This window comes from Pseudoalteromonas sp. NZS127_1 (assembly GCF_015864295.1).
Lineage (GTDB): Bacteria > Pseudomonadota > Gammaproteobacteria > Enterobacterales > Alteromonadaceae > Pseudoalteromonas > Pseudoalteromonas arctica.
Window position 1 is genome coordinate 68,392 of the sequence record NZ_JADYXO010000012.1, and the last position, 23,062, is coordinate 91,453.

Genomic DNA, 23,062 nt, shown 5'->3' on the forward strand with positions numbered 1-23,062 from the left:
TTTAATTTTCTTTAAATTAACATTGCAATGCTGTATTCACTCAGAAAAAGAGTAAATAATAACCTGTTCGTAATCCTCTCCCGGTAATAAATTAGCTTTAGGGTAATTTTCTCTATTTGGCGCATCAGGCCAATTTTGCGCTTCAAAACACAAAGCTTGACGTGCTTTAAATGGCGCGCCTACAAAGTTAGCGGTATAAAGCTGCATACCTGGCTGCGTACTTTTAAGTGTTAAATTAACCTTCGTGTGTGGCGAAGTTAACGTAGCCATCGTTTTTAAACTGCTGTCATCATTAAAAATATAGCAGTGATCAAAACCATTGCCAGCTTCTAGCTGAGAATGTGCGGCGCTTAATGCCTCACCAATTTGAGCTGATTTAGTAAAGTCAAAGCAGGTACCTGTAGCTAATGCGGCTTCATTGAGTGGAATACTGGTTTTATCGATAGGAAGATAGTGATTAGTGTTAATTTGTACACAATGTTCATTAATTGATTCGCTGCCATCAAGGTTAAAATAACAATGGTTAGTAAAATTAACGAGTGTTTCTTTGTTAGTTATCGCTTTAAAGCTCAGAGTAAGCTCGCCGTTTTTAGCACTAATCGTTTGCCAAACCTGCAACTCACCGGGGAACCCTTGTTCGCCATCGGGTGAGCAATAATAAAGCTCCACTTCACTTTCACTTTGTTTAGTTACTTGCCAAAGTACTTTATTAAAGCCTTTAACACCGCCGTGCAGGCTATTAGGGCCATTATTTGCTTCTAATTGATACAGCATACCAGATAAGTTAAAACGCCCCCCTGCAATGCGATTAGCGTATCGACCTACTGTTGCACCTAAGTAAAATGGGTTTTCAAGATAGTATTGAGGGTCATCGACGCTAAGCGTCATTTCTTGTTTTTTAAATTTAATGCTTTTTATGATTGCGCCAAATGGCAAAATTTCAGCTGTTAAGTTTTGACCATCACTGAGCTGAATAACTTGTAAAGGTTGGTTATTGGCAATAGATGTCACACGTATTCTCCAATCAAATTACCGAATTAACATTTCCTGTTATAACGGCGCAACAATATATAATATAAATAGTATATAACTGAAGCCTGTAACTCAATCTAAATACGTTAAAATTTCTCGACAAAAATCACAGCTGCCATCATATATTTACAATAATCCAGCTCAGTATGGGCTTATGTAAAATATAAGCCTCGTAAGGTTAACTGCTTTGGCATATATGCTCGTTAAGCGCTGCTTTTTCGTCGATGCTAAGTGCTTGCTTTGATTTAGCAATAAAGTCGTACCTCACCATAATGGCCTTACCTATTGCGCAGCATTTATCGTGTTGCCACGCTTCTTGTCTCAGCGTAAAAGAGCTAGTGCCTATATGCTCTACAGACGTTTTAACTGTTACCTCATGGCCATAAAATAATTCGCCTACAAACGACACTTCAACTTTGGCGATAATCAATTTCCAATCGTGTGGATTTAAATCTGGCGTAAAAAACTTAAAAATAGGTCCACGTGCGACTTCAAACCATACTGGGAGTACGGTATTGTTAATGTGTCCGAGTGCATCTGTTTCGCTAAAGCGCGGCATCACTTTTTCAATAAACATAAAAATCCAATAATAATTATATAAAGGTAAACCATGACGGACTTTATACGCGTTGTTGATAACGCATTAAGCGATGAATTTTGCGATCAATTTATTACCATATTTGCGCAAAGCCCGCATGTAAAACAAGGGGTAACATCGGGCGGTATCGACTTAAAGAAAAAAGACAGTCACGACCTACACTTAAATAATCACCCCGAATATGCACAACAATTAAAACATATACAACAAACGACTGCACAGCATGTTTTTAAGTATGTTGAGGATCATATTTTTATGATGATTGGGGCATTTAGCTTAAAGGTCTATCACCCAAAAACAGGCGACGTTGTCGATTTAACCCAAGAAAATTTTGAAGAAGTGGGTAAACCGCAATTACCTTTGCTAGTTCAGCAAATTTTTAGACTTGGTAATATTCAAGCGCAAAAATATGAAGTAAACAAAGGTGGCTACCCTTACTGGCACAGTGAAGTTTACCCGCAGCTACAGCACAATGAAGCTTTGCATCGCGTGTTGTTATTTATGTTTTATTTAAACGATGTTGATGAAGGCGGTGAAACGGAGTTTTACTATCAAAATCGTAAAATAGCACCTAAAAAAGGCACTATGGTAATAGCTCCTGGCTACTTTACACATACCCACAGGGGTAATAAGCCAGTATCAAACGATAAGTATATTTTAACATCGTGGGTGTTGTTTAATCGTGCAGAACAAATATATGGTGCGCCAAAGAGTTAGCGCACCAAAATCAGTATTATTTAACCGAGCAGTTCATCAAATAAATTAAACAACTGATCTAGCTCTTCAATCGTGTTGTAGTGCATACAACCAATGCGCACTACACCGCCTTTATCAAGCACATCTAATTGCTTGCACAAACCTTGCGCGTAAAAATTACCATCCCACACACAAATATGCTGCTTACCTAAAAATTCTGAAACGGCGCGTGGCTCAAGCCCTTCAAAAATTAAAGCAAAAGTAGGTGTACGCTCATTTAAGCGATCAAAGTCATCAATACCAAACAACTTAATGCGTGGGTAGTTTACCAAGCGCGTTAAAAAGTGCTCACTAAGCGCCATTTCGTGTTGTTTAGTTTTAGCAAAAGCTATGCTTAACTTTTCGCGGCGTGAATGGCTATCGTCAAGTTCGCTAATTGCTGCAATGTAATCAACAGCAGCAATAAAGCCCGCCATAGCTTCAAAGCTTTGTGTGCCGGTTTCCCAACGACCTGGTGCTACGTCTTTAGCGGGTTCTACTTTATAAGGCGTAAACCCGTCTAAATGTTCTTTTTTACCGTAAACCATGCCTAAATGCGGGCCAAAAAACTTATATGCAGAGCAGGCTAAAAAGTCGCAATCAAGCGCTTGCACGTCAACAAGTTCATGCGGTGCGTAATGTACGGCATCAACATAAACAAGTGCGCCTACAGCATGAGCAAGCTCTACAATACGTTTGATATTGTTAATTGAACCTGTGGTATTTGACGCGTAAGTTACCGCTACAAGCTTAGTATTGCTGTTTAATAAGCTCTCAAATTGCGCCATATCTAAGCTACAATCAGCTTCGTTAATAAGTGCAGTGTTAACTTTAACGCCCTTATCTTCAGCTGCTTGTTGCCACGACGACACGTTTGAGAAGTGATCGGCATTGGTTACAATTATTTCATCGCCAGCCTGCCAGTCACGTGAAATTGCACGGCTAAAGCTAAATGTTAGGCTGGTCATGTTTGGACCAAACACAATTTGTTGTGAGCTAGATGCATTAAGTAAATCAGCGGCGGCTTGACGCGCATTCGCCATCAACTCAACCGTTTTATCACTTGAAAAAAACGCGCCACCTAAGTTCGAATTATAATGACCTAAATAAGCTGTCATCGCATTAAGCACCGATGTTGGCACTTGCGAGCCACCTGGTCCGTCTAAAAATACGGGCGATTTACCATCAACGTTTTGCATTAATGCAGGAAACTGCTCACGTAATTGCGTTATGTTCATGCTTATTCCTTAAGACGTTAATACAAAACAATCCAGGTAACCTGGTTTGCTAGCATCAATTTTGTTCATAGGTGTTGCGTTGTGCCACACTTGACGGTCATTTATTAATGCAAACATGCCGTCTTTTATTTCCATTTTAAAACAAGGCTCAGCTTGCTTGTTTTCGTATACAAGTAGCTCGCCGCCTTCTAAGTTCTCGTGAGAAACGCCGCATATACATACATGATCAAAACCATCTTGATGTACGCCTTCTGGCGCTGCTGGCGTATCACTGTTAATAGCAAGCATACGGAACTGATGAATTTCAATATCACGCTGCTCATCAATACCGGTAAGTTGGCGAAACTCATTTACAATGCTTTTCATGCCCTCTGACTCAAGTAAACTTTGCTCTAGGTTTTCGTAAGTACGCTCTACATTACCTTGAAAAGTATTAATTGAATCGTCTTGAACAAATGCTTTGGCTTGCTGTAGCTTTATTTCACCATCTTGCATTTTAACTACTGAGTAACGACGTTTACGAAAGGCGCCATCTGCATAAGGATTTGCAGGCAGGTTATCAAAAGAAGGCTTAACCAAATCAATATTTGCTTGGTTAACAAAACGTAGTTGCAGTAAATTCTGGTTGTTTAATGCTGTCATAAAATCTCGCCTAAAATAATGAGAATATTGATGAGGATTTTAATGCATTTTGATAGGAATTTTTGCGCGATTACTTACTTTAAAAGCAACTTAAGACTAGATTTAATACAATAATATAAAAAAAGAAGCATGAACTATCTAATATTTATTTTAGCCAATAAAAAACCCGCCTAAGCGGGTTTTTAAACAAACTCTAAAAATTATACAGCTTGTTGAATAATCACGTTGTCTGCTTTTTTAGTGTAAGCAGGCATACGGTGGAAGTTCAAGTAACGGTATGTATCTGACGCCGTTGCATTGATCTTCGCAGCATACTCTTGGTACTCAGCAGCTGTAGGTAGTCTACCTATGATTGCAGCAATTGCAGCAAGCTCAGATGATGCTAAGAATACGTTTGCGCCATTACCTAAACGGTTAGGGAAGTTACGTGTAGAGGTAGACACAACTGTTGCTTTATCTGCAACACGTGCTTGGTTACCCATACATAGTGAACAACCTGGAGTTTCGATACGTGCGCCAACACGACCAAAAATACCATAGTAACCTTCTTCTGTAAGTTGGTCTTTGTCCATCTTAGTAGGTGGAGCAACCCAAAGCTGAGTCGGAAGTTGACCTTTAAAGCCATCAAGCAACTTACCAGCAGCACGGAAGTGACCAATGTTAGTCATACAAGAACCGATGAATACTTCATCAATTTTCTCGCCAGCAACATCAGAAAGAAGACGCGCATCATCTGGGTCATTTGGAGCACAAAGAACAGGTTCTTTAATCTCAGCTAAATCAATTTCAACGATATGCTTGTACTCTGCATCAGCGTCAGCTTCCATTAGTTCTGGGTTAGCTAACCAATCTTGCATTGCAGTAATACGACGTTCAATCGTACGTACATCGCCGTAACCTTCAGAAATCATCCACTTAAGCATAACAATGTTTGACTCAAGGTATTCAGAGATAGACTCTTTAGATAACTTAACAGTACAACCTGCTGCCGAACGCTCTGCAGATGCATCTGATAATTCAAACGCTTGCTCAACAGTTAGGTGCTCAACGCCTTCAATTTCTAGTACGCGACCAGAGAATTCGTTAATTTTACCTTTTTTCTCAACTGTTAATAAACCTTGTTTGATACCGTAGTAAGGGATTGCATGAACAAGGTCACGTAGAGTGATACCTGGTTGCATTTCGCCTTTAAAACGAACCAAAATAGATTCAGGCATATCAAGTGGCATAACACCGGTTGCTGCTGCGAATGCTACTGCACCCGAACCTGCTGGGAATGAAATACCTAATGGGAAACGTGTATGTGAATCACCACCAGTACCTACGGTATCTGGTAATAACATACGGTTTAACCACGAGTGAATAATACCATCACCTGGACGAAGTGAAACACCGCCACGGTTCATGATGAAATCAGGAAGCGTATGGTGAGTGCTTACATCGATAGGCTTAGGATAAGCTGATGTATGACAGAATGACTGCATTGTTAAATCTGCAGAGAAACCTAAACATGCTAGATCTTTAAGTTCATCACGTGTCATAGGACCTGTTGTATCTTGCGAACCAACAGTTGTCATTTTAGGCTCACAGTACTGACCTGGGCGAATACCTGCAACGTTACATGCTTTACCAACCATTTTTTGCGCTAGTGTGAAGCCTTTATCAGAAACTTCTGTTGCTGTTGGTACTTTAAATGTATCAGTTGCACCTAAGCCAAGAGATGTACGCGCTTTATCAGTTAAACCACGACCGATAATTAGTGGAATACGACCACCAGCACGAACTTCATCTAAAATCACATCAGATTTAAGCTCAAAAGTAGAAATCACTTTATCAGTACCATGTTGCTTAACAACACCTTCGTACGGATAAATGTCGATTTGCTCGCCCATGTTGAGTTCATCAACATTTAATTCGATTGGTAATGCGCCTGAATCTTCCATTGTGTTGAAGAAGATTGGAGCAATTTTATTACCTAAACATACACCGCCAACACGCTTGTTTGGTACAAACGGGATATCATCGCCCATAAACCAAAGTACAGAGTTAGTTGCAGACTTACGAGAAGAACCCGTACCAACAACATCACCTACGTAAGCAAGTGGTAAACCTTTAGTTTTTAATTCTTCAATCTGAGTAATTGGACCTACTTCGCCCGCTTTATCAGGTGTAATACCATCGCGTTCAATTTTTAGCATTGCTAAAGCATGAAGTGGGATATCTGGACGAGACCATGCATCTGGTGCAGGAGACAAGTCATCAGTATTTGTTTCGCCAGTTACTTTAAATACAGTAACTGAAATCTTTTCAGCAACAGCTGGTTTATTAGTAAACCATTCTGCATTTGCCCAAGACTCAATAATTTGCTTAGCGAATGTATTACCTGCTTTTGCTTTTTCTTCTACATCGTAGAACGCATCAAACATAAGTAATGTATTTGAAAGGCCTTTAACTACGATTGGTGCAAGTGTTTCGTCATCAAGTAGGTCAATCATTGGTGCGATATTGTAACCGCCCAACATTGTACCTAATAATTCTGCCGCTTTTTCTTTAGAAACAAGTGGAGAATTAGTTTCACCTTTAGCTACAGCTGCTAAGAAGCCCGCTTTAATGTAAGCAGCATCATCAACACCTGCTGGTATACGCTGAATGAACAAATCTAAAATGAATTCTTCTTCACCTGCAGGTGGAGTTTTGATTAATTCAATAAGATCAGCAGTTTGCTGAGCATCTAATGGCGCTGGTACGATACCTAACGCGGCACGTTCTTCTACGTGTTTACGATATTCTTGTAGCACAATATTGCCCTCTTGGTGACGTGAAAGTATCCGGTAGCGCTTCAAGCGCAAATAAGTTACCCAATACTTATAGTATTCTAACGCGTAATTATAAAGCTTTTATGGATAGATGAAAATCCATCCAGTTACGCAACTGATTATACCGATTATAAATACTATGAATAGTGGTTGTAGTAAAAACTATTTTCATGAATACTTGTTAAGTAAGAATCATTACCATTAACCAATATTAATTTATTACAGGCATAAAAAAACCCAGCACTTGGCTGGGTTTTTATTACAAACTATTTAATTAACGTAAAACTTTAACGTTTTTGATAGTTTTGATATGCGCTTCTACACGACGGTTCTCTGCATTTGCAGCTTTAGTGTTTGCATCATTTTTAAGACGCTCTTCACCTAAACCAACTGTAGTAATACGGTCTTTAGCAATGCCATCAGAAACTAATTGCTTAGCTACTGCATCAGCACGTTTTTTAGATAACCATTTGTTGTAAGTTGCTTTACCTACAGAAGAAGTGTGACCTTCTAAAAGTACTGTTGTATCTGGGTACTCTTTTAAGAATGCAGATACTTTTTCAATATCGTTTAAGTACTGAGTAGATACTGCTGAAGCATTGTTAGGGAAAGTCACTAATAAGCTTACAGTTACTTCTTTATCTTCATATAAAGTACAACCAGTGCCATCAACTGCATCAGTCATAGGCGTGTTAGCACACTTATCATCTGCATCAGGAATGTTGTCGTTGTCGCTATCTGTAGGAGCTACAGCTACTTCAATTACCTTAGGCTCTGGAGCTGGTTTAACTGGCTCTACAGGAGCTGAATTTTGGCCAAATAAGTAGTTAATACCAATTTTAGCGCCTACATCTGTGTAACCACGGTCAAGACCTTGGTATACAGCTGTTTCAGCATTTACAAATAAGCCATCTGTAATGAAATGTTGGTAACCAACACCTGCATTTAAGAATGTGTTGTCATCTACTACGTCCATTTCTTTAATACCGAAAAGACCGTAGAAAGGACCACCATTTAAATGGTAAAGAGCATCAATACCGTAACGCTCGCCATCAATACTGTTGCGGTTGCCAGCAACTTTATCAAAAGCATTAAAATCCATATCTGCATATTCAAGACGTGCGCTCCAGTAATCACTGAAACGGTAACCGGCTTCAACACCCCAGCCAGTTGATTCATTTACGTCAAGACCAGCTTGAGCACGCATGTTTTTCCAAGATGCGTCATAGTAGTCGCCAAATGCGCCAATGTAGAAACCTTCTTCTTTATCAGCAGCGAATGTAGATGCGCTAGTTGCAGCCAACGCGATTGCAATTGTAAGTGATTTTAATTTCATTGTTTTCTTCCCATTTGAACAATTTTAAATTGTAGCTAATCGATACTAGCTCAATCAGTTTTATATAGACTAACTGAGCCTTTGTTAATCAATACTTAACGAAAAATAAAGTTTATAACTTTTTTCTATGCCCAGTCACAACACACATCCACTTACTATAGGCGAAATTAAAACTTTATTGAAAAATAAATATAGTAGTTTTTTGTAAATTAGTACTTAGCAAGGAATGTAAGAGCAATTAAATTAAATGCACTTATAAATGTAAATGCAAAGAAACATTGCTTGGCTTTAATTCGGCGCATAATACCACCAGAATTAACATTCCCCTAGATATATGCGCATGTTTGATTAAAAAATGACTCTTTTTAATCATGTGGTTATATTTAAAGTTAAGAGTTAAGTACCACAAAAAGTCTGGTAATCATTCTCATTTATCGGCGTAGCTTGAAATTCTGATAATTTTCCACTGTCAGAATACGGGTTACTGGCTATTTTTATAAAGCGCTGTAGCAACTCACTAGACCCAGTAGCATTATATTGTGCAATTATTTCTTCGATCACATGATTACGCGGTATTACACGAGGATTTGCAGCTCTCATTACTTCATAACTATTATCGTCGGTTAAGCTTACCCACTTAGCTCTCCATTCAATTAGCGACTCTGGTATTACTACTTCTTCTTTTAAGGATTCAGTAAGCGCATCGAAAGTATTGGTGTAGTCGAGCTGGTTATCTTTTAATAGTGTTAACAACTCTGCGATTAACTCGCCGCTACTATTACAAGATTCATTTAAACCCAGTTTTTGTGCCCACATAGCCGTAAATTCAGTATTAAACTGCTCAGCAAAACTATTAATAAATGGCGTCATTAATGAAACCGCTTGCTCGTCATCATCGCTAATAAGTGGTATTAAACTCTCAGCTAAACGAGCACAGTTCCAGTTAGCTATATTAGGTTGATTACCAAATGCATACCGACCTTGTTTGTCGATAGAGCTAAATACGGTATCAAAGTCAAAGCTATTCATCATGGCACACGGGCCGTAATCAATGGTTTCTCCACTTACTAGCGTATTATCGGTATTCATTACTCCATGAATAAAGCCAACACGCATCCAGCTCACAACTAGCTTAACTTGGTTTTTAATCACAGCGCCTAAAAATGCTAAATAACGCTGCGATCCTGTATCGGTTATTTCTGGGTAGTGTCGCTCTATAGCTAAATCGGCTAAATTTTTAAGTCCTTCAACATCGCCTTGCGTCGCTAAATATTGAAACGAGCCAACACGAATATGGCTCGTTGCTAAACGAGTAACTATAGCGCCTGCTTGTGGCGGATTGCGATAAACCGTTTCGCCACTACCAACAACCGCTAAGCAGCGTGTGGTTTTAATGCCTAGTGCATGCATTGCCTCGCTCATTACGTATTCACGAATAGCAGGACCAAGTGCACAACGTCCATCTCCCCCTCTTGAGTAAGGAGTAGCACCAGAGCCTTTTAATTGAATATCCCACAACTGGTTTTTATCATCATTAATAGCGCCCAGCAAATGCGCTCGCCCATCGCCTAAACGTGGTGAAAAATGTCCAAATTGGTGCCCAGAGTAACCAAGTGCTACTGCAGGAATCGCCTGTTTTTCGTTACCGCTAAAAGTGCTAGCACGCAAATCAGCTGCAACGTTAATATTAAACTCTTTTGCTAAGCTCTCGTTCCACAGCAATAACTGAGGAGAGGCAACACTTGCAGGAAAATCTTCTATCGCAAAGTTTTCCGTAATGTCTGTGTATCTTGGCACTAATTTCATGGTAATTCCTATTATTGCTGACTTATACCAACACGGTTGTCACCAACGCCATAAGCAACAATTAAACTTAACTCTTGCATACTTAAGCCGCTTTGCTTTTGCATTTCATTAAAAAAAGCTTGGGCAGCACTCAGTGATTTTTTAGTTTGTAAGCCGCCGTCTATAATTTTATGAGCACGTAAGTAATTCTCTACATCGCGTGATAGTAAAAAGGTATCTTTACCAAGTGCTCGTAGCGCATAAGGTCCTGTATTTCCGCCTAAACGCGAACCATGTTTTTTTAAATACGCCCATAAACCAATAATATCGTCTGCTGGCCAATTAGCGACAAACTGGCTAAAACTGCCATGTTCCCCTGCTATTTCGTGGATCATGTAAGCATTTTCGGTAATTGTTTTTACTTTTTTATAGTTACGAACGATTCGCTCATCCGTTGCTTTTTGTTCCAGCATATCAGGTGGCATCATTAATAACTTATCAACGCTAAAATCCCAAAAAACCTCTCTAAAGCCTGGCCACTTATTATTAATGACTGACCAATAAAAGCCGCTTTGAAATACTTTTCGAGTAAATTCCTCAAGCCAATCGTCGTCACTTAACGTGCTTAGTTGTTTTTTAGATAGCGGTTTTGCAAGTAATAACTTAAGCATTTTTTCGGAGCCTTTTCGCTCTACCGCTCGCTTATAAATATCGCTAAATTTTTCCATACTAATTAAATACCTCACTACTTATATTGCTAGTGTACGAGAAAAGCACCCAATACGTAACCACTCCCATTATGGATGAATGAATATGCATTTAGTCGCTTGACACCTAGACGGCTAAAATGCTTTAATCGCCGTAATTACCCTATTTAAATTGCACAGGTTTGTAAGTTTTTACTCTACAAACAGGTGTAAAGGGCTAGAAGAGGTGCGTTATTCAGGTAGCGTATGTTAGGAGCGCAAACTCCAGTGAGCATACGTGAGGGGGATTAACGCCGAGAAGTAACCACTTTTGCGAGGTGTTTATTTCGGGCGACTAGGTTGAACCCTAGCGACTGTCACCAATAGCTGCTTATAAAAAGCAGCTTATTAGTTTGGTGGAGAGCTTCTGGTCTTAAATATTAAGGCCGTGCGCCCTATTATTTTAAGCCCATTCGCTCTTCGAATTATTAGTTCGAACGACGTTAATGCGGCTCCTTCCATAAAGCTTTTTAACTCTTCGAATAATACCAATTGCATTAAATTAGTTATCGCTAAAATGATCACGTTTTTAATAAAGTTGGTACAAATTATAAGTTCGTGAGAGATGATCAACAACTTCAATTTAAACGACTACTCATTGTGGACCGCGCTCGTAACGCCATTTGATCAACACGGCGATGTTGACTACAACACGTTAACTAAACTGGTTAGCGATCAAGAAGCGGCACATAACGGTATTTTACTACTTGGCAGTACGGGCGAAGGTTTAGCACTCACGCAAAAAGAGCAACAAGCCATTGTTGAACACGTATGCCAACTAAAACCAGCAGTACCACTCATGGTTGCTGTGGGCGGTAGTAACTTAAAGCAACAAATTGAGTGGGTTAACTACTGTAATACACTCCCAATTCATAGCTTTTTACTTGGCTCACCGCTTTATGCAAAGCCTGGCGCTATAGGTCAAACTCATTGGTTTGAAAGCCTACTTAATGCAAGTGTTCACCCGTGTATGCTTTATAACGTACCGGGTCGAAGTGCTGTTAGCATTCCAACGGCAACAATTCAAAACTTACAAAATAATAAAAATTTATGGGCACTAAAAGAAGCGAGCGGCAGCATTGCTCAGTTTGAAGCTTATCGCCAAGCAGCGCCTAATTTAGCTATTTTTAGTGGCGACGATGCGCTAATGCCATATTTTGCCCAAGCCGGTGCAAAAGGTTTAGTGTCGGTAGCTGCAAATGCATGGCCCGCACAAACTCACGAGTTTGTTAAACGCAGCTTAAGTGGTCAACACCCTAATTTATTTGCCCAGTGGTCAAGCGCTATTAATAGCCTATTTGCTGTTGCAAACCCTATTCCCGTAAAGGTATTGATGCATTTGCAAGGTCGCTTAAGCAGCCCGCAACTTCGTCCACCTTTAACACACCTTGAGTTAACTCAAACCGATTGCATCACAACTGCAAACAACACCATTTTATCTTGGCATTAAATACAGGTTTTTATAATGAGCTGGTTAGAACTATTAAATAATTTAGAATCGGGCGCAGTACGCGCAGCATCACAAAACGAAAGCGGCCAATGGCAAGCTAACGTAGAAGTAAAACAAGGCATTTTGGATGCCTTCAAAAATGGCACTAATACTGAGTTTGCAGGTGGTTTTGTTGATAAACATAACTTAGCTCCGCAAGAATTTAGTACTGACGATGGCGTACGTATGGTGCCGGGTGGCTCTAGTGTTCGCCGTGGTGCTTATGTTGCTAAAGGCACGATTATTATGCCACCAGCGTATGTAAACATTGGTGCATACATCGACGAAGGCACAATGGTAGATAGCCACGCATTAGTTGGCTCGTGTGCACAAGTAGGTAAAAACGTACATTTAAGTGCTGCAGTGCAGCTTGGTGGTGTACTTGAGCCAATTGGTGCAAGCCCAGTAGTTGTAGAAGACGACGCCTTTATTGGCGCTGGCTGTATTATTGTTGAAGGCGTAGTCATTAAAAAAGGCGCAGTACTTGCCCCTGGCGTGCGTTTATCAGCAACTATTCCGGTATACGACTGCGTAAACGAGCGACAACTAGATAAAGGCGAGCCTATTCCTGAATATGCCATTGTAATACCAGGCTCTCGCCCTGCGTCAAACGAATGGGCGCGCGAGCAAGGCCTAAGCATGTCGTGTGCGTTAATTGTTAAATACCGCGACGAGAAAAGCGATGCATCATTATTACTTGAAGAGGTTTTACGATAATGAGCTTTTTGAGCACGCCTATCAAAACTGCTGTAAATACAATTACACAACAGCTTGATACACCTTTTTTTGTTTACGACCTAGATCAACTAAACGCGCATCTTGCACGCTTAGTTGCGCAAACCGATGTAAAACTGTGGTACGCGGTAAAAGCAAATCCTCTGTCTAAAATTATTCAAAGCTTAGACAGTGCTGGCTTTAATTTTGACGTAGCAAGTAAAGGTGAGCTTGAGCAAGTGCTAGCACAAGGTATTAGCTCACAGCGCGTGCTCAACACAGGGCCTGCAAAAAGCCCTAAACAAATTAAACACTTTATTGAGCGCGGAGTACGTATATTCGTAGCCGAAAGCCTCAATCAAGTACGTTGGTTAAACCAACAAGCGCAACTGCAAAATACGCAGTTACAAGTGTTACTGCGAGTGCAATTACGCTGGCCTGAAGGTGAAAAAAATCCACTGGGCGGCGACAGCCTTACGCCGTTTGGTTTGGGTTGTAATGAGTGGCAAGCTTTAAATATATCTGATTATTCAGCTCTTAGTTTTGATGGTTTGCATATTTTTCAGTGGGGCAACATGCTTAGCACACAAAAGCTAAGCGACTTGTGGTCACAAATGATTGCCCCCCTTAGCCAACTTGCCAACGATTTAAATATTAGCCTTAAAATTTTAGATTTAGGCGGTGGTTTAGGCATTCCTTATACACAAAATGAAGCAACGCTTGATTGGGATGACTTAATAGCTGCTCTCGCTAAAATAAAGCATGATGCGGGTGTAGAAGAGTTATGGATGGAGCTTGGCCGTTATGCCGTAGGCGAATGTGGTCATTACGCAAACCCAGTGGTAGAGCGCAAACAAAACTATAACCAAGAACAGGTTATTTTGAGCGGTGGCATAAATCATTTATTACGCCCTGCTGTTACCAGCCAAGATTTTCCTGCTGCATTACTACGTGAATCCAGTGCTAAAACTCAAGCGGTCACTTTATACGGCCCGCTTTGTACAGCGCTTGATTGCTTAGGTGAGCATAACCTGCCAAGCGATTTAAATGAGCACGACTGGCTAGTGTTTAGCCAATGCGGTGCTTACGGCTTTACCGAAAGTATGCCGTATTTTTTATGCCACGAGCTCGCCGGCGAGTATACATTGCAAAACGGTGAACTTACCTGTGTTCGCCAAGCCGAAAATGCCAGCCACTACTTAAGGTAATAAGCATGAGTAATACAACACACATCAGCCAAGAAAACATTGTAGTAGGGGAAGTTGCAAATGGCTTACCGCTTACAATTCCGGTGTATCGTTTAAAAGGTGATGGTACAGGGCCTAGTGTTTATGTTCAGGCCAATATGCATGGTGCTGAAGTGCAAGGTAACGCAGTTGTTTTTCAGCTACTTGAGCAATTAAAACACCTTAATCTTAATGGCGATATTACATTAGTGCCTTATGCAAACCCAATTGGTTGTAATCAAAAATCTGGCGAGTTTACCCTTGGCCGATTCGATCCGATTACGGGTACTAATTGGAATCGCATGTATCACTACAATAAAAATTTAGTGGCACAGTTTGCACAAAATCATACTCAGTATGACGACGCTACATTAAAAAGTAGCTTTAAACAGGCGCTTATTGACGAAGTAGACAGCAAACTTAACGGCCCTGCTTATTTACTTAATACGGGTAAACGCATTGCGCTTAACTTACAAAAGCTCGCTCATCAGGCTGATATAGTACTCGACTTACACACAGGCCCTATTTCAAGCAAACACTTGTACTGCCCAACTTATGCAACTAACAGCGCGCGTTACTTTAATATTGAACATGTATTGCTTATTCCTAGTGATTTTGACGGTGCGATGGATGAAGCAAACTTTTGCCCATGGTGGCATTTAAGTGATGCACTTAGCGAGCAAGGTCGTGAATTATCAATACCTGTAGAAGCATTTACTGTAGAGCTAGGTAGCCAAGAAAAAATAGACTTAAAAGAAGCACTAAACGATGCAAACAGCATTTTAAGTTACTTAAATCACAAAGGCGTATTACAAAACGCACCGCATACGCCGGCTAATATCACTCGCTATGCATGTAATTTAGACGACTACTTTGCTTATTACGCCCCTATTGGCGGCATGGTTGAATACATAGCTCCCCTTGGCGGGCACATTAAAGCCGGTGAGCCTATTGCCAATATTTTGCGAATGGAGCGCTACTTAAGCGAGCAACCACTGCAAACTCTTACCCTCGATTGTGATGCAATAGCCATTCTTCACTTTGCGTCGGCAAGTGTTAACCAAGGCACCGAACTTTATAAGTTTTTTACTAACATATTTGAGCTTTAGCTCACCCTTCTCATTGCGTGAGAGTAATACCAATTGCATTAAATTAGTGATCTATTATAGCGATAAGAAAATAGCTTAATAACAAGGCTAAAATTATGGTACATAGTTGTTCTATATAAATAATTTTTAACGTAGTTAGTGAGTTATTTAATACGCTAGAATGATCATGTTTTTAATAAAATTGGTATAAATTAACTAAAATGGTTAATTTGCATTAAAAAAGCGGCCTAGGTCGCTTTTTTTCTGATCTTTATCTACTTAATGTTCGTATGTATTTTGTTATGAACAAAAATTCAGTAAAAGTTCACCGTTACATATGTAAAAAGACGTTATAATTAAATTAACGCATACAACAACCCATTCTCACAAAGGAATTACAATGAGCTGGCGCCACTGGATCACACTTTCTGCCTTAATAAGTACAGCTACCTTCGCACAAGAAGAAGTTACTACAAATGAGCAAGACAACGACATTGAACTTGTAAAGCAATGTATTTTAAATGAAGTAATTGGCGGCGACGGCAAACAGACTTTAGACGATCTTCGTAAAAAATGTTCAGCCCTTGAAGAAAACAAACAACTCACCGCGCTTGATAAACGCCAAGCTCGTGAAGAAGTAGGTAAAAAAAATAGAAATGTAATTACGCCACATAAGCGAAACTATATTTTACCACTTTCGTACGTATCACATCCAAACGATCGCCCTTTTGATGGTTTTGATGCGCTAACCGATGATAACGACGGTGAACCACTAGACAACCTAGAAGCCAAATACCAGTTATCGATTAAAGTGCCTCTTTACGATGACTTCTCTGATGAAGACCAAGCTATATTCTTTGGTTTTACACTGCAATCATATTGGCAGATTTATAACTCTGAAATTTCTTCCCCGTTTCGTGAAACCAATTACGAGCCAGAAATATTTTGGATAAATTACCTCGACCCAGAAAATGTATTATGGGGCGACGAAATGGCCATTGCCTTGGGTATTTCGCACCAATCAAATGGTCGTAGCCAACCAAATTCGCGTTCGTGGAACCGTATTTATGCAGACTTTATTTGGGAAAATGAAGGGTTCGTTTTTAGCTTTAAACCTTGGTACCGCATAGCCGAGGACGAAAAAGAAGATATTTTAGAAGCCAAAGGCGACGACAACCCAGACATATACAAATACATGGGTTACTTTGAATTTAGCGGTGCGTATCGTTTTCATGATCACGAATTTAGCTTTATGACACGTAATAATCTAAATTCAGATAACCGTGGGGCAATTCAACTCGATTGGTCATTTCCTTTATGGGGTCGCGTTCGTGGTTATGCACAATACTTTAACGGTTATGGCGAAAGCTTAATTGACTACAACGCCGATATTGAACGTATTGGTGTAGGTATATTATTAACTGACTTGTTGTAAAACAAGCTCACAAAAAAGCCAAGCTATGTGGATTGTTCCACGGCTTGGCTTTTTGCTTTTCGGCATTAAATTAAACAGTTATTTTTTAACCGCAAACACACCTTCAAACTCTGCAACTACATTGTCACCATCATAAATAGTAACAGGCACAACATAGCTTGCTTTACCTTCGGTTTCTAAATCGCTCAACTTACCTTTGCAGGCTTGCAAATCTACACAGCCACGTGGGTCAGTAGTAAGCGGTTTTAAGTACTTAATGTTAGCATCGGCTAATACAATATTACCTTCAAGCCCAGCTTCTTTAAGTGCTAAGTACGTAGCGCCCCAACCTGTTAGCGTGGCCAAGCTATAAATAGAGCCTGCAAACATGGTGTTATGTAGGTTTAAGTTAGCGTCTAGGTCGGCGCTGGTTGTAAATTGCCAATCGGTATAGCTTTCTACCTTAATACCCATCGCGTCACTAATTGGAATAGACTCACGCCACGTATTTTGTAGTACTTGCGTCCAATTTGGATGACGGAACCAGCCTGGCTCAGACGGTTTTTGCTTTATCATTTTAAAATGCTGTACATCGCCATACGCTAAATGTGCTTTTTCTTTTAGTTCGTAACCGTGGCGTTTATAAAACTCAAGCGCACGTTCGCGAGCAAATAAAACCAGTTCATCAGCATTTTGTGTCCATGCTATTTTTTCAAGCTCATGTAATAAACGACTACCAATATGTTGATTACGATTCCCTTCAGCAACGGCCATGTAACGCACTTGTGCTTGCTCATGACTGTTAAAGTGCAAACGTGCTACGCCTAGTACTTCGCCTTCTTTATTTTTTATAAAGCGGTGCTCAGAGTCTTGTTCCATATCGTCTTGTTCAGAGCCACGAGGCTCGCCCCAAGGCGCGCGTAATACCTGCCAACGCAATTGGTAATACGCTTGCCAATCTTCGCTACTTTGTGGGGTGCTTACCTGTAACATACATACTCCTGTTGTTATATAAGCCGTAAATAAAAGTCAAAAAAAGGCTACGGCGCTATACTAATAGTATTGGTTATCTACCAAGCTAAAAAAATAAAATAATTAAATTGATTGGCATTATTATGGCAAATACCATACTCCATCTTAAAAAAACTGCAAATACGACTTTGGTGATGGCTGTAAAATAACGTAAAAAAATAATGACAAAGGCCATTGCGCTTTAACGTTGCTAGTTTATGCTGAGGACATGACTGAAAAAATCAATTATATAAATTCACTGACGGGTTTGCTGAGCGATCAATTTATTGAAAATAGCCACAGCATTGGTCAGTTAATCTATTGGCATAAATGCAGTGGCGATCACATTCAAGTACGTGAGCACGAGCAGTTACGCTGGTTACTTATTAACGACACTCTTCAATCTGTTATTGATTTAAATAACCCGGATTTATTACTTTTTCCACACTTATTGTACCTAGATAAGCACTGGCAAGCTCTTAAGCCGCCACAAAAAGTGTTAGAACTCGGCCTTGGCGGCGGTGCAATTCGTAATTATTTACAACACAAATACCCTAAAGCACAAATAACATCGGTTGAAAAAAACGCCGATATTATTGATTGCTATACCCAGTTTTTTTCGTCAAATAAGAATGAGCAACTGCTGTGCGCCGATGCGCAACAGATTTTAGAAAGTGTGCAAAATATTGATTGGATTATTCTAGATTTATTTAGCCAAATAGACGCGCCTCGATTTTTATTTGAAGAGGCATTTTATAAAAAAATCTACTCGGCTTTAAATAACAACGGCGTGCTATTTATTAACTTTTTATCGCAGCATGAGTCGCAATTAAAGCAACTTCAGCAGCTATTACTCGATGTATTTGGTTGTAATGTTAGCCCGCAAAAAATTACGGGCTATGTAAATCATATTGTCGTGGTAACCAAAAACTTAAACAGATAAGTTAAACGTAACGGGCCCATCGTTACACAAGCTTACTTGCATATCAGCACCAAACTCACCTGTGGCTATTGTAAGCCCCAACTCTTTAGCTTGAGCTACAAAGTATTCGTAAAGCTCGTTAGCTTGGCTTGGCGTTGCCGCAGATGAAAAACTAGGGCGCATACCCTTTTTAGTATCAGCCGCTAGCGTAAATTGCGAAACAACAAGTAACTCACCTTTAATATCTTTAAGGCTTAGGTTCATTTTGTCGTTTTCGTCAGTAAAAATACGATAATTACTTACCTTGTGTAAAAGCTTATCGGCCGTTTGTTTGTCGTCGTGTTTTTCAACGCCCAGCAACAACAATATACCTTGGCTAATTTCGCCTACCACTTGGTTGTTAATTTCTACTTTGGCATGCTTTACACGTTGTATTAAACCTTGCATTTAAACTGTGTCCTTTACTGCTGGTTCATCATCTTCTAGTTCAAGCTCTGGTGTTTCTGGAATATCATTTGGGCTAATGCACGCAGTAAATTCAGCGCCAAGCAAAACAACGACCCACGACAAATACACCCATACAAATAAAATAGGAATGGTTGCTACTGCGCCATAAATAACTTCGTACGACGGAAAATGACTAATATAAAGTGCAAACCCTTTTTTGGTCAGCTCAAATAAAAGTGCCGCAAAAAAAGCGCCAGGTATTGCCGCTCTAAACGACACCCGTGTATTAGGCACTAAGGTGTAGAGCATAATAAAGCCCACCATCGAAATTCCATACGGCAATAGCTTTAACAAAAACCCGCTAAACCCCGGAATTCCCTGATCAGCAAACGACACCAAAGATACAATATAAGAGGTAACACCAATACTGGCACCGAGCAACATAGGCCCTAAGCTCAAAACCATCCAGTACACAGCAAATGAGATCATCATTGGGCGCTTTTTCTTTATGCGCCAAATTCGGTTCAATGTGGCATCTACATTACGTATTAACAGCAAGGCTATTGCAGCTAGAAAGCCAATACCTACCGCCGTCATTTGGTTGGCATTGCCCGCAAAGGAGCTAATATGCTCTCTAATAACATCGGTAGAGGTAGGGACAAAGTTGGTAAACAAAAAGCTCTCAATTTCCATGCGAGTAGATTCAAAGCCCGGAAAGGCTGAAAATATAGCAACACCCACCGCAATTAATGGCACTAAAGAAAGAAGTGTCACGTAAGCAAGGTAACCTGCATTAACCGTTATTTGATCGTCTATACAACGATTAAAATACTGCATCCACCAACCAGGTTGCTGGCGTATAAAGGACTTAACTTGCTGTTTGTAATGTGAGAGCTTATCATTCATACAATTGACTTGTGCTTATATAGTTTTGATTATAATAACAATCAGCGCCATAATTTACAGCACTAACGCTCGTAAACAGGAATTCAAATGAAAAAACAAACATTACTCAGTGTTTCAATGCTTGTAGTAACACTTACTTTAACTGGCTGCCAATCAGCTTATTATTCTGCGATGGAAAAAGTGGGTGTTCACAAACGCGATATTCTTATTGACCGCGTAGAAGAAACAAAAGATTCACAGCAGGAGTCGCAAGAAGAATTTAAATCGGCTCTTGAACGTTTAACTACACTTATTGATTTTAATGGTGGCGAACTACAAGACACCTACAATCAATTAAACGATGACTACGAGTCGAGCTTAAAAGCCGCTAACGAAGTGTCAACTAACATCAATAAAGTAGAAGACGTAGCAGAGGCGCTTTTTGATGAATGGGCCGATGAGCTAGAGCAATATAAAAGTGCATCACTTAAGCGTGAAAGTAGCAAAAAGCTAGCCGCTACTAAGCGTCAATTTGATCAGCTATTACGCTCAATGCGCAGCGCAGAGAGTAAAATGGAGCCAGTATTAACCTCGCTTCATGATAACGTTTTATACCTAAAGCATAACTTAAATGCACAAGCGGTATCGGCTATTAAAGGTGAATTCACTAACCTTAAGCGCGATATTCAATTGTTGATGAACGACATGAACAAATCGATTGCCGATTCAAACAAATTTATTGAACAAATGAATAGCGCTGGCTAATTATTTGTTACTTTAACAAGCCTGCTTAATTGCAGGCTTTTTTATGTTAAAGGCATGCTAAAAGGGATTTACAATGAAACGCTTTTTAACCGCAACAATACTCTTATGTATACTAACTGCCTGCGGTGCACCTAATAATATTAATCGTATTACCAGCTCTGACTCAGTTGTTGTTATTAATGATAAGAACGGTCGTTATAAAAATTTATACGCAGATGAAAAAACATATCCCACTACCTGTACTAAAAACTGCTACCCAGCCCACCCAGACTTACTATGCAAAACCGGCAGCGAAAACTGCCAGTACCAAGGCCAGCAAACTAAACCACAACTTAGTACCGGCTATACCGTACGCTGGCTTGGCCACGCTAGTTTTGTAATTAACACCCCAAATGGTCAAAATGTGCTGTTTGATCCGGTAAAAAATCAGTTTGATTCTCCAGTCGCACTTGGCTTTAAACTCGGCGGTGGTATTTATCGTAAAGCAGGCGCTTGGCCTAGTGAGCAAGAACTGGAAAATATTGATGCGGTAATGTATTCGCATATTCATTACGATCATTTTAATAAAGCCGACATACAAAGCATTGGCAATAAACCTCGTTATTTAACACCACTCGGGATGGCCGACAACTTCCCTACTGGCAGTTTTAACATTACCGAAATGCCGTGGTACTCAACAACCAACATTGACGACTTAGTTATTAACGCCGTGCCAGCTCATCATTTTAGCGCTCGCGTATTAGTGCCCTTTATTTACGAAGATAATAATAAAGACTTATGGAATGGCTGGCTGCTTGAACAAAACGGCAGTACCTTATTTTTTGCAGGCGATACAGGCTACTCAAAACACTTTAAAGACATACAGCAAAAATATGGCGATATAGATGTGTGCTTAATCCCAATCGCTTCTTACTACAGTAAAGAAAGTGGTAAATTTTATCGTTACGTTCACACCACACCAGAGGACGCACTAAACGCCGCGAATGATCTTAACTGCAAAGTAATGATACCGTGGGGATACGGTAACTCAAGTTGGAAAATGGGCGACCATACTAGCCACTCGGCCTTACTGCGCTTATTACACATGGTTAAAAAAATGGATGCTAAAACACCGCTGTATATTTTAAACGAAGGCGAAAGGATTTCACTGTAACTAATTACTCAACTGTTTTAGGATGTGTGTTACACCAATATAAATACACAATAAAATTGAGAGATTAATGAAAAAATTAGCACTCGCCTTAAGCTTTTTATTAAGCGCTCCTGCAATGGCTATTGATGTTGAACATACATCAACTCCAATTACTATTGATGGCGTATCAGAAAGTGCGTGGGATAAAGCCGCTTGGCACGATATGCCTTATTTAATGGATGGCACATTGCCATCAAACGATGCTGACTTTAAAGGGCGTTATCGTTTACTGTGGGATCAAAACTATTTATACCTACAAGCCGATATTGTGGATGATGTTTTAATTGATACACACGCCGATCCAACCTATAAATATTGGGATGACGATGCGCTTGAGGTATTTATAGATAGCGATGCATCGGGCGGAAACCACCAATTTAATCACACTGCTTTGGCGTATCACATTGGCCTTGATAACCAAGCCGCCGATTACGGCCCTGATAAAAAAGCCCATTTGTATACCGACCACTTAGTCAGTAACTGGAAGCGCAACACCACTGCACCTTTTAACATCACGTGGGAAGTAGCCATAAAGCTCTACCCTAACGACTACAAAGAAGGCGCTGTAAATACACCAATTACACTGAGCGAAAAACAAGTCATTGGCTTTATGTTAGCGTATTGCGATAACGATGGCAGCAAAGTGCGCGAACACTTTATGGGTTCACACAAAGTACAGCCAGTAAATGGTGACAGAAACCGTGGATTTATAGACGCAGACGTATTTGGCAAAATCACCCTACTCCCTAAAAAGTAAGCCACCCCACCAATAAAAAATTAAGTAGGTTGGGTTGAGCGCAGCGAAACCCAACGAAAAAATATCCTACCAACAAACACAGGAGCTTTGCATTATCGATTGTTTTAAACATCCTTAAACCAACACAAACATACAATAATGCTGGTTTTAAGCTCACCTATTTTACCTCTCATTTCCTTCTCCTTGTACAAAAGATCTTTAAGTAAATGATTTACAAAGAGGTT

Annotated in this window: 21 protein-coding genes and 1 riboswitch; of the genes, 10 read left to right on the forward strand and 11 right to left on the reverse strand. The window is 40.0% G+C overall.

Going from position 1 to position 23,062, the window contains the following annotated elements; genetic code table 11:
• Positions 1 to 36: 36 nt before the first annotated feature.
• Positions 37 to 1,011 (reverse strand): aldose epimerase family protein, encoded by a 975-nt coding sequence (locus tag I6F50_RS12255; protein ID WP_197160720.1) that lies wholly within the window; start codon positions 1,009 to 1,011, stop codon positions 37 to 39.
• A gap of 199 nt (positions 1,012 to 1,210) precedes the next feature.
• Entirely contained in the window at positions 1,211 to 1,609 is a 399-nt protein-coding gene (locus I6F50_RS12260; RefSeq protein ID WP_197119394.1) for a thioesterase family protein, read from the reverse strand.
• A gap of 33 nt (positions 1,610 to 1,642) precedes the next feature.
• On the opposite strand from I6F50_RS12260, the gene I6F50_RS12265 reads away from it, so the two are divergent.
• Complete coding sequence (locus tag I6F50_RS12265) at positions 1,643 to 2,347, forward strand: 2OG-Fe(II) oxygenase (RefSeq protein ID WP_197141279.1); 705 nt, start codon at positions 1,643 to 1,645, stop codon at positions 2,345 to 2,347.
• A 20-nt stretch (positions 2,348 to 2,367) separates the two neighbouring features.
• On the opposite strand, the gene I6F50_RS12270 is transcribed toward I6F50_RS12265, so the two are convergent.
• The 6 genes from I6F50_RS12270 to I6F50_RS12295 all read right to left on the reverse strand — a co-directional run bounded on the left by I6F50_RS12270 (position 2,368) and on the right by I6F50_RS12295 (position 10,910).
• Complete coding sequence (locus tag I6F50_RS12270) at positions 2,368 to 3,603, reverse strand: cysteine desulfurase-like protein (protein ID WP_197176353.1); 1,236 nt, start codon at positions 3,601 to 3,603, stop codon at positions 2,368 to 2,370.
• Between the two features lie 9 nt (positions 3,604 to 3,612).
• The gene (locus I6F50_RS12275) at positions 3,613 to 4,245 is read right to left on the reverse strand and encodes a 2OG-Fe dioxygenase family protein (RefSeq protein ID WP_008167256.1); all 633 of its coding nucleotides are present in this window, start codon (positions 4,243 to 4,245) and stop codon (positions 3,613 to 3,615) included.
• 200 nt (positions 4,246 to 4,445) lie between these two features.
• Entirely contained in the window at positions 4,446 to 7,043 is a 2,598-nt protein-coding gene (acnB, locus tag I6F50_RS12280; protein WP_197176355.1) for a bifunctional aconitate hydratase 2/2-methylisocitrate dehydratase, read from the reverse strand.
• 292 nt (positions 7,044 to 7,335) lie between these two features.
• A complete protein-coding gene (locus I6F50_RS12285) occupies positions 7,336 to 8,397 on the reverse strand; it encodes an OmpA family protein (RefSeq protein WP_007579984.1) in 1,062 nt (353 codons plus the stop codon).
• Between the two features lie 396 nt (positions 8,398 to 8,793).
• Positions 8,794 to 10,203: a YdiU family protein gene (locus I6F50_RS12290; protein WP_197176357.1), complete on the reverse strand. Its 1,410-nt coding sequence runs from the start codon at positions 10,201 to 10,203 to the stop codon at positions 8,794 to 8,796.
• 11 nt (positions 10,204 to 10,214) lie between these two features.
• Positions 10,215 to 10,910 carry a DNA-3-methyladenine glycosylase I gene (locus tag I6F50_RS12295; protein WP_024589543.1) on the reverse strand — a complete coding sequence of 232 codons (696 nt, stop codon included), beginning with the start codon at positions 10,908 to 10,910 and terminating at the stop codon, positions 10,215 to 10,217.
• A 192-nt stretch (positions 10,911 to 11,102) separates the two neighbouring features.
• Positions 11,103 to 11,303, forward strand: a riboswitch (Lysine riboswitch).
• 190 nt (positions 11,304 to 11,493) lie between these two features.
• On the opposite strand from I6F50_RS12295, the gene dapA reads away from it, so the two are divergent.
• From dapA to I6F50_RS12320, 5 genes are all read left to right on the forward strand, one after another.
• Positions 11,494 to 12,378, forward strand: a complete 885-nt coding sequence (gene dapA / locus I6F50_RS12300; protein ID WP_197176359.1) for a 4-hydroxy-tetrahydrodipicolinate synthase — start codon at positions 11,494 to 11,496, stop codon at positions 12,376 to 12,378.
• A 15-nt stretch (positions 12,379 to 12,393) separates the two neighbouring features.
• Complete coding sequence (locus tag I6F50_RS12305; protein ID WP_007376223.1) at positions 12,394 to 13,134, forward strand: 2,3,4,5-tetrahydropyridine-2,6-dicarboxylate N-succinyltransferase; 741 nt, start codon at positions 12,394 to 12,396, stop codon at positions 13,132 to 13,134.
• On the forward strand, positions 13,134 to 14,339 hold the full coding sequence (locus I6F50_RS12310) for a PLP-dependent decarboxylase (protein WP_197176361.1): 1,206 nt from the start codon (positions 13,134 to 13,136) through the stop codon (positions 14,337 to 14,339). The genes I6F50_RS12305 and I6F50_RS12310 overlap by 1 nt, the downstream gene beginning before the upstream one ends.
• A 5-nt stretch (positions 14,340 to 14,344) precedes the next feature.
• The gene (locus I6F50_RS12315) at positions 14,345 to 15,466 is read left to right on the forward strand and encodes a succinylglutamate desuccinylase/aspartoacylase family protein (protein WP_197176362.1); all 1,122 of its coding nucleotides are present in this window, start codon (positions 14,345 to 14,347) and stop codon (positions 15,464 to 15,466) included.
• A gap of 379 nt (positions 15,467 to 15,845) precedes the next feature.
• On the forward strand, positions 15,846 to 16,880 hold the full coding sequence (locus I6F50_RS12320; protein ID WP_197176365.1) for a phospholipase A: 1,035 nt from the start codon (positions 15,846 to 15,848) through the stop codon (positions 16,878 to 16,880).
• Between the two features lie 78 nt (positions 16,881 to 16,958).
• On the opposite strand, the gene I6F50_RS12325 is transcribed toward I6F50_RS12320, so the two are convergent.
• Entirely contained in the window at positions 16,959 to 17,852 is an 894-nt protein-coding gene (locus I6F50_RS12325) for a bifunctional GNAT family N-acetyltransferase/hotdog fold thioesterase (RefSeq protein ID WP_197176367.1), read from the reverse strand.
• 247 nt (positions 17,853 to 18,099) lie between these two features.
• Here I6F50_RS12325 and I6F50_RS12330 point away from each other — a divergent pair, with 247 nt between their 5' ends.
• A complete protein-coding gene (locus I6F50_RS12330; RefSeq protein ID WP_007582154.1) occupies positions 18,100 to 18,813 on the forward strand; it encodes a spermidine synthase in 714 nt (237 codons plus the stop codon).
• Here the strand turns inward: I6F50_RS12330 and dtd are convergent.
• Both dtd and I6F50_RS12340 read right to left on the reverse strand, forming a co-directional pair.
• Entirely contained in the window at positions 18,802 to 19,239 is a 438-nt protein-coding gene (gene dtd / locus I6F50_RS12335; RefSeq protein WP_024589537.1) for a D-aminoacyl-tRNA deacylase, read from the reverse strand. The genes I6F50_RS12330 and dtd overlap by 12 nt on opposite strands.
• Positions 19,240 to 20,145, reverse strand: a complete 906-nt coding sequence (locus tag I6F50_RS12340; protein WP_007582159.1) for a virulence factor BrkB family protein — start codon at positions 20,143 to 20,145, stop codon at positions 19,240 to 19,242.
• A gap of 87 nt (positions 20,146 to 20,232) precedes the next feature.
• Between I6F50_RS12340 and I6F50_RS12345 the strand changes: the two genes are divergently transcribed.
• The 3 genes from I6F50_RS12345 to I6F50_RS12355 all read left to right on the forward strand — a co-directional run bounded on the left by I6F50_RS12345 (position 20,233) and on the right by I6F50_RS12355 (position 22,838).
• On the forward strand, positions 20,233 to 20,889 hold the full coding sequence (locus tag I6F50_RS12345; protein ID WP_165741556.1) for a DUF2959 domain-containing protein: 657 nt from the start codon (positions 20,233 to 20,235) through the stop codon (positions 20,887 to 20,889).
• A 73-nt stretch (positions 20,890 to 20,962) separates the two neighbouring features.
• Positions 20,963 to 22,042: an MBL fold metallo-hydrolase gene (locus I6F50_RS12350; RefSeq protein WP_197176369.1), complete on the forward strand. Its 1,080-nt coding sequence runs from the start codon at positions 20,963 to 20,965 to the stop codon at positions 22,040 to 22,042.
• A gap of 67 nt (positions 22,043 to 22,109) precedes the next feature.
• Positions 22,110 to 22,838 (forward strand): CBM9 family sugar-binding protein, encoded by a 729-nt coding sequence (locus tag I6F50_RS12355; protein ID WP_197176371.1) that lies wholly within the window; start codon positions 22,110 to 22,112, stop codon positions 22,836 to 22,838.
• Positions 22,839 to 23,062: the final 224 nt, after the last annotated feature.

Excerpts from the sequence above, each read along its gene's own strand:
- I6F50_RS12260 (WP_197119394.1), bottom strand. The coding sequence starts at position 1,609 with ATGTTTATTGAAAAAGTGATGCCGCGCTTTAGCGAAACAGATGCACTC.
- I6F50_RS12265 (WP_197141279.1), top strand. The coding sequence starts at position 1,643 with ATGACGGACTTTATACGCGTTGTTGATAACGCATTAAGCGATGAATTT.
- I6F50_RS12270 (WP_197176353.1), bottom strand. The coding sequence starts at position 3,603 with ATGAACATAACGCAATTACGTGAGCAGTTTCCTGCATTAATGCAAAAC.
- I6F50_RS12275 (WP_008167256.1), bottom strand. The coding sequence starts at position 4,245 with ATGACAGCATTAAACAACCAGAATTTACTGCAACTACGTTTTGTTAAC.
- I6F50_RS12285 (WP_007579984.1), bottom strand. The coding sequence starts at position 8,397 with ATGAAATTAAAATCACTTACAATTGCAATCGCGTTGGCTGCAACTAGC.
- I6F50_RS12290 (WP_197176357.1), bottom strand. The coding sequence starts at position 10,203 with ATGAAATTAGTGCCAAGATACACAGACATTACGGAAAACTTTGCGATA.
- I6F50_RS12295 (WP_024589543.1), bottom strand. The coding sequence starts at position 10,910 with ATGGAAAAATTTAGCGATATTTATAAGCGAGCGGTAGAGCGAAAAGGC.
- dapA (WP_197176359.1), top strand. The coding sequence starts at position 11,494 with ATGATCAACAACTTCAATTTAAACGACTACTCATTGTGGACCGCGCTC.
- I6F50_RS12305 (WP_007376223.1), top strand. The coding sequence starts at position 12,394 with ATGAGCTGGTTAGAACTATTAAATAATTTAGAATCGGGCGCAGTACGC.
- I6F50_RS12310 (WP_197176361.1), top strand. The coding sequence starts at position 13,134 with ATGAGCTTTTTGAGCACGCCTATCAAAACTGCTGTAAATACAATTACA.
- I6F50_RS12315 (WP_197176362.1), top strand. The coding sequence starts at position 14,345 with ATGAGTAATACAACACACATCAGCCAAGAAAACATTGTAGTAGGGGAA.
- I6F50_RS12320 (WP_197176365.1), top strand. The coding sequence starts at position 15,846 with ATGAGCTGGCGCCACTGGATCACACTTTCTGCCTTAATAAGTACAGCT.
- I6F50_RS12325 (WP_197176367.1), bottom strand. The coding sequence starts at position 17,852 with ATGTTACAGGTAAGCACCCCACAAAGTAGCGAAGATTGGCAAGCGTAT.
- I6F50_RS12330 (WP_007582154.1), top strand. The coding sequence starts at position 18,100 with ATGACTGAAAAAATCAATTATATAAATTCACTGACGGGTTTGCTGAGC.
- dtd (WP_024589537.1), bottom strand. The coding sequence starts at position 19,239 with ATGCAAGGTTTAATACAACGTGTAAAGCATGCCAAAGTAGAAATTAAC.
- I6F50_RS12340 (WP_007582159.1), bottom strand. The coding sequence starts at position 20,145 with ATGAATGATAAGCTCTCACATTACAAACAGCAAGTTAAGTCCTTTATA.
- I6F50_RS12345 (WP_165741556.1), top strand. The coding sequence starts at position 20,233 with ATGAAAAAACAAACATTACTCAGTGTTTCAATGCTTGTAGTAACACTT.
- I6F50_RS12350 (WP_197176369.1), top strand. The coding sequence starts at position 20,963 with ATGAAACGCTTTTTAACCGCAACAATACTCTTATGTATACTAACTGCC.
- I6F50_RS12355 (WP_197176371.1), top strand. The coding sequence starts at position 22,110 with ATGAAAAAATTAGCACTCGCCTTAAGCTTTTTATTAAGCGCTCCTGCA.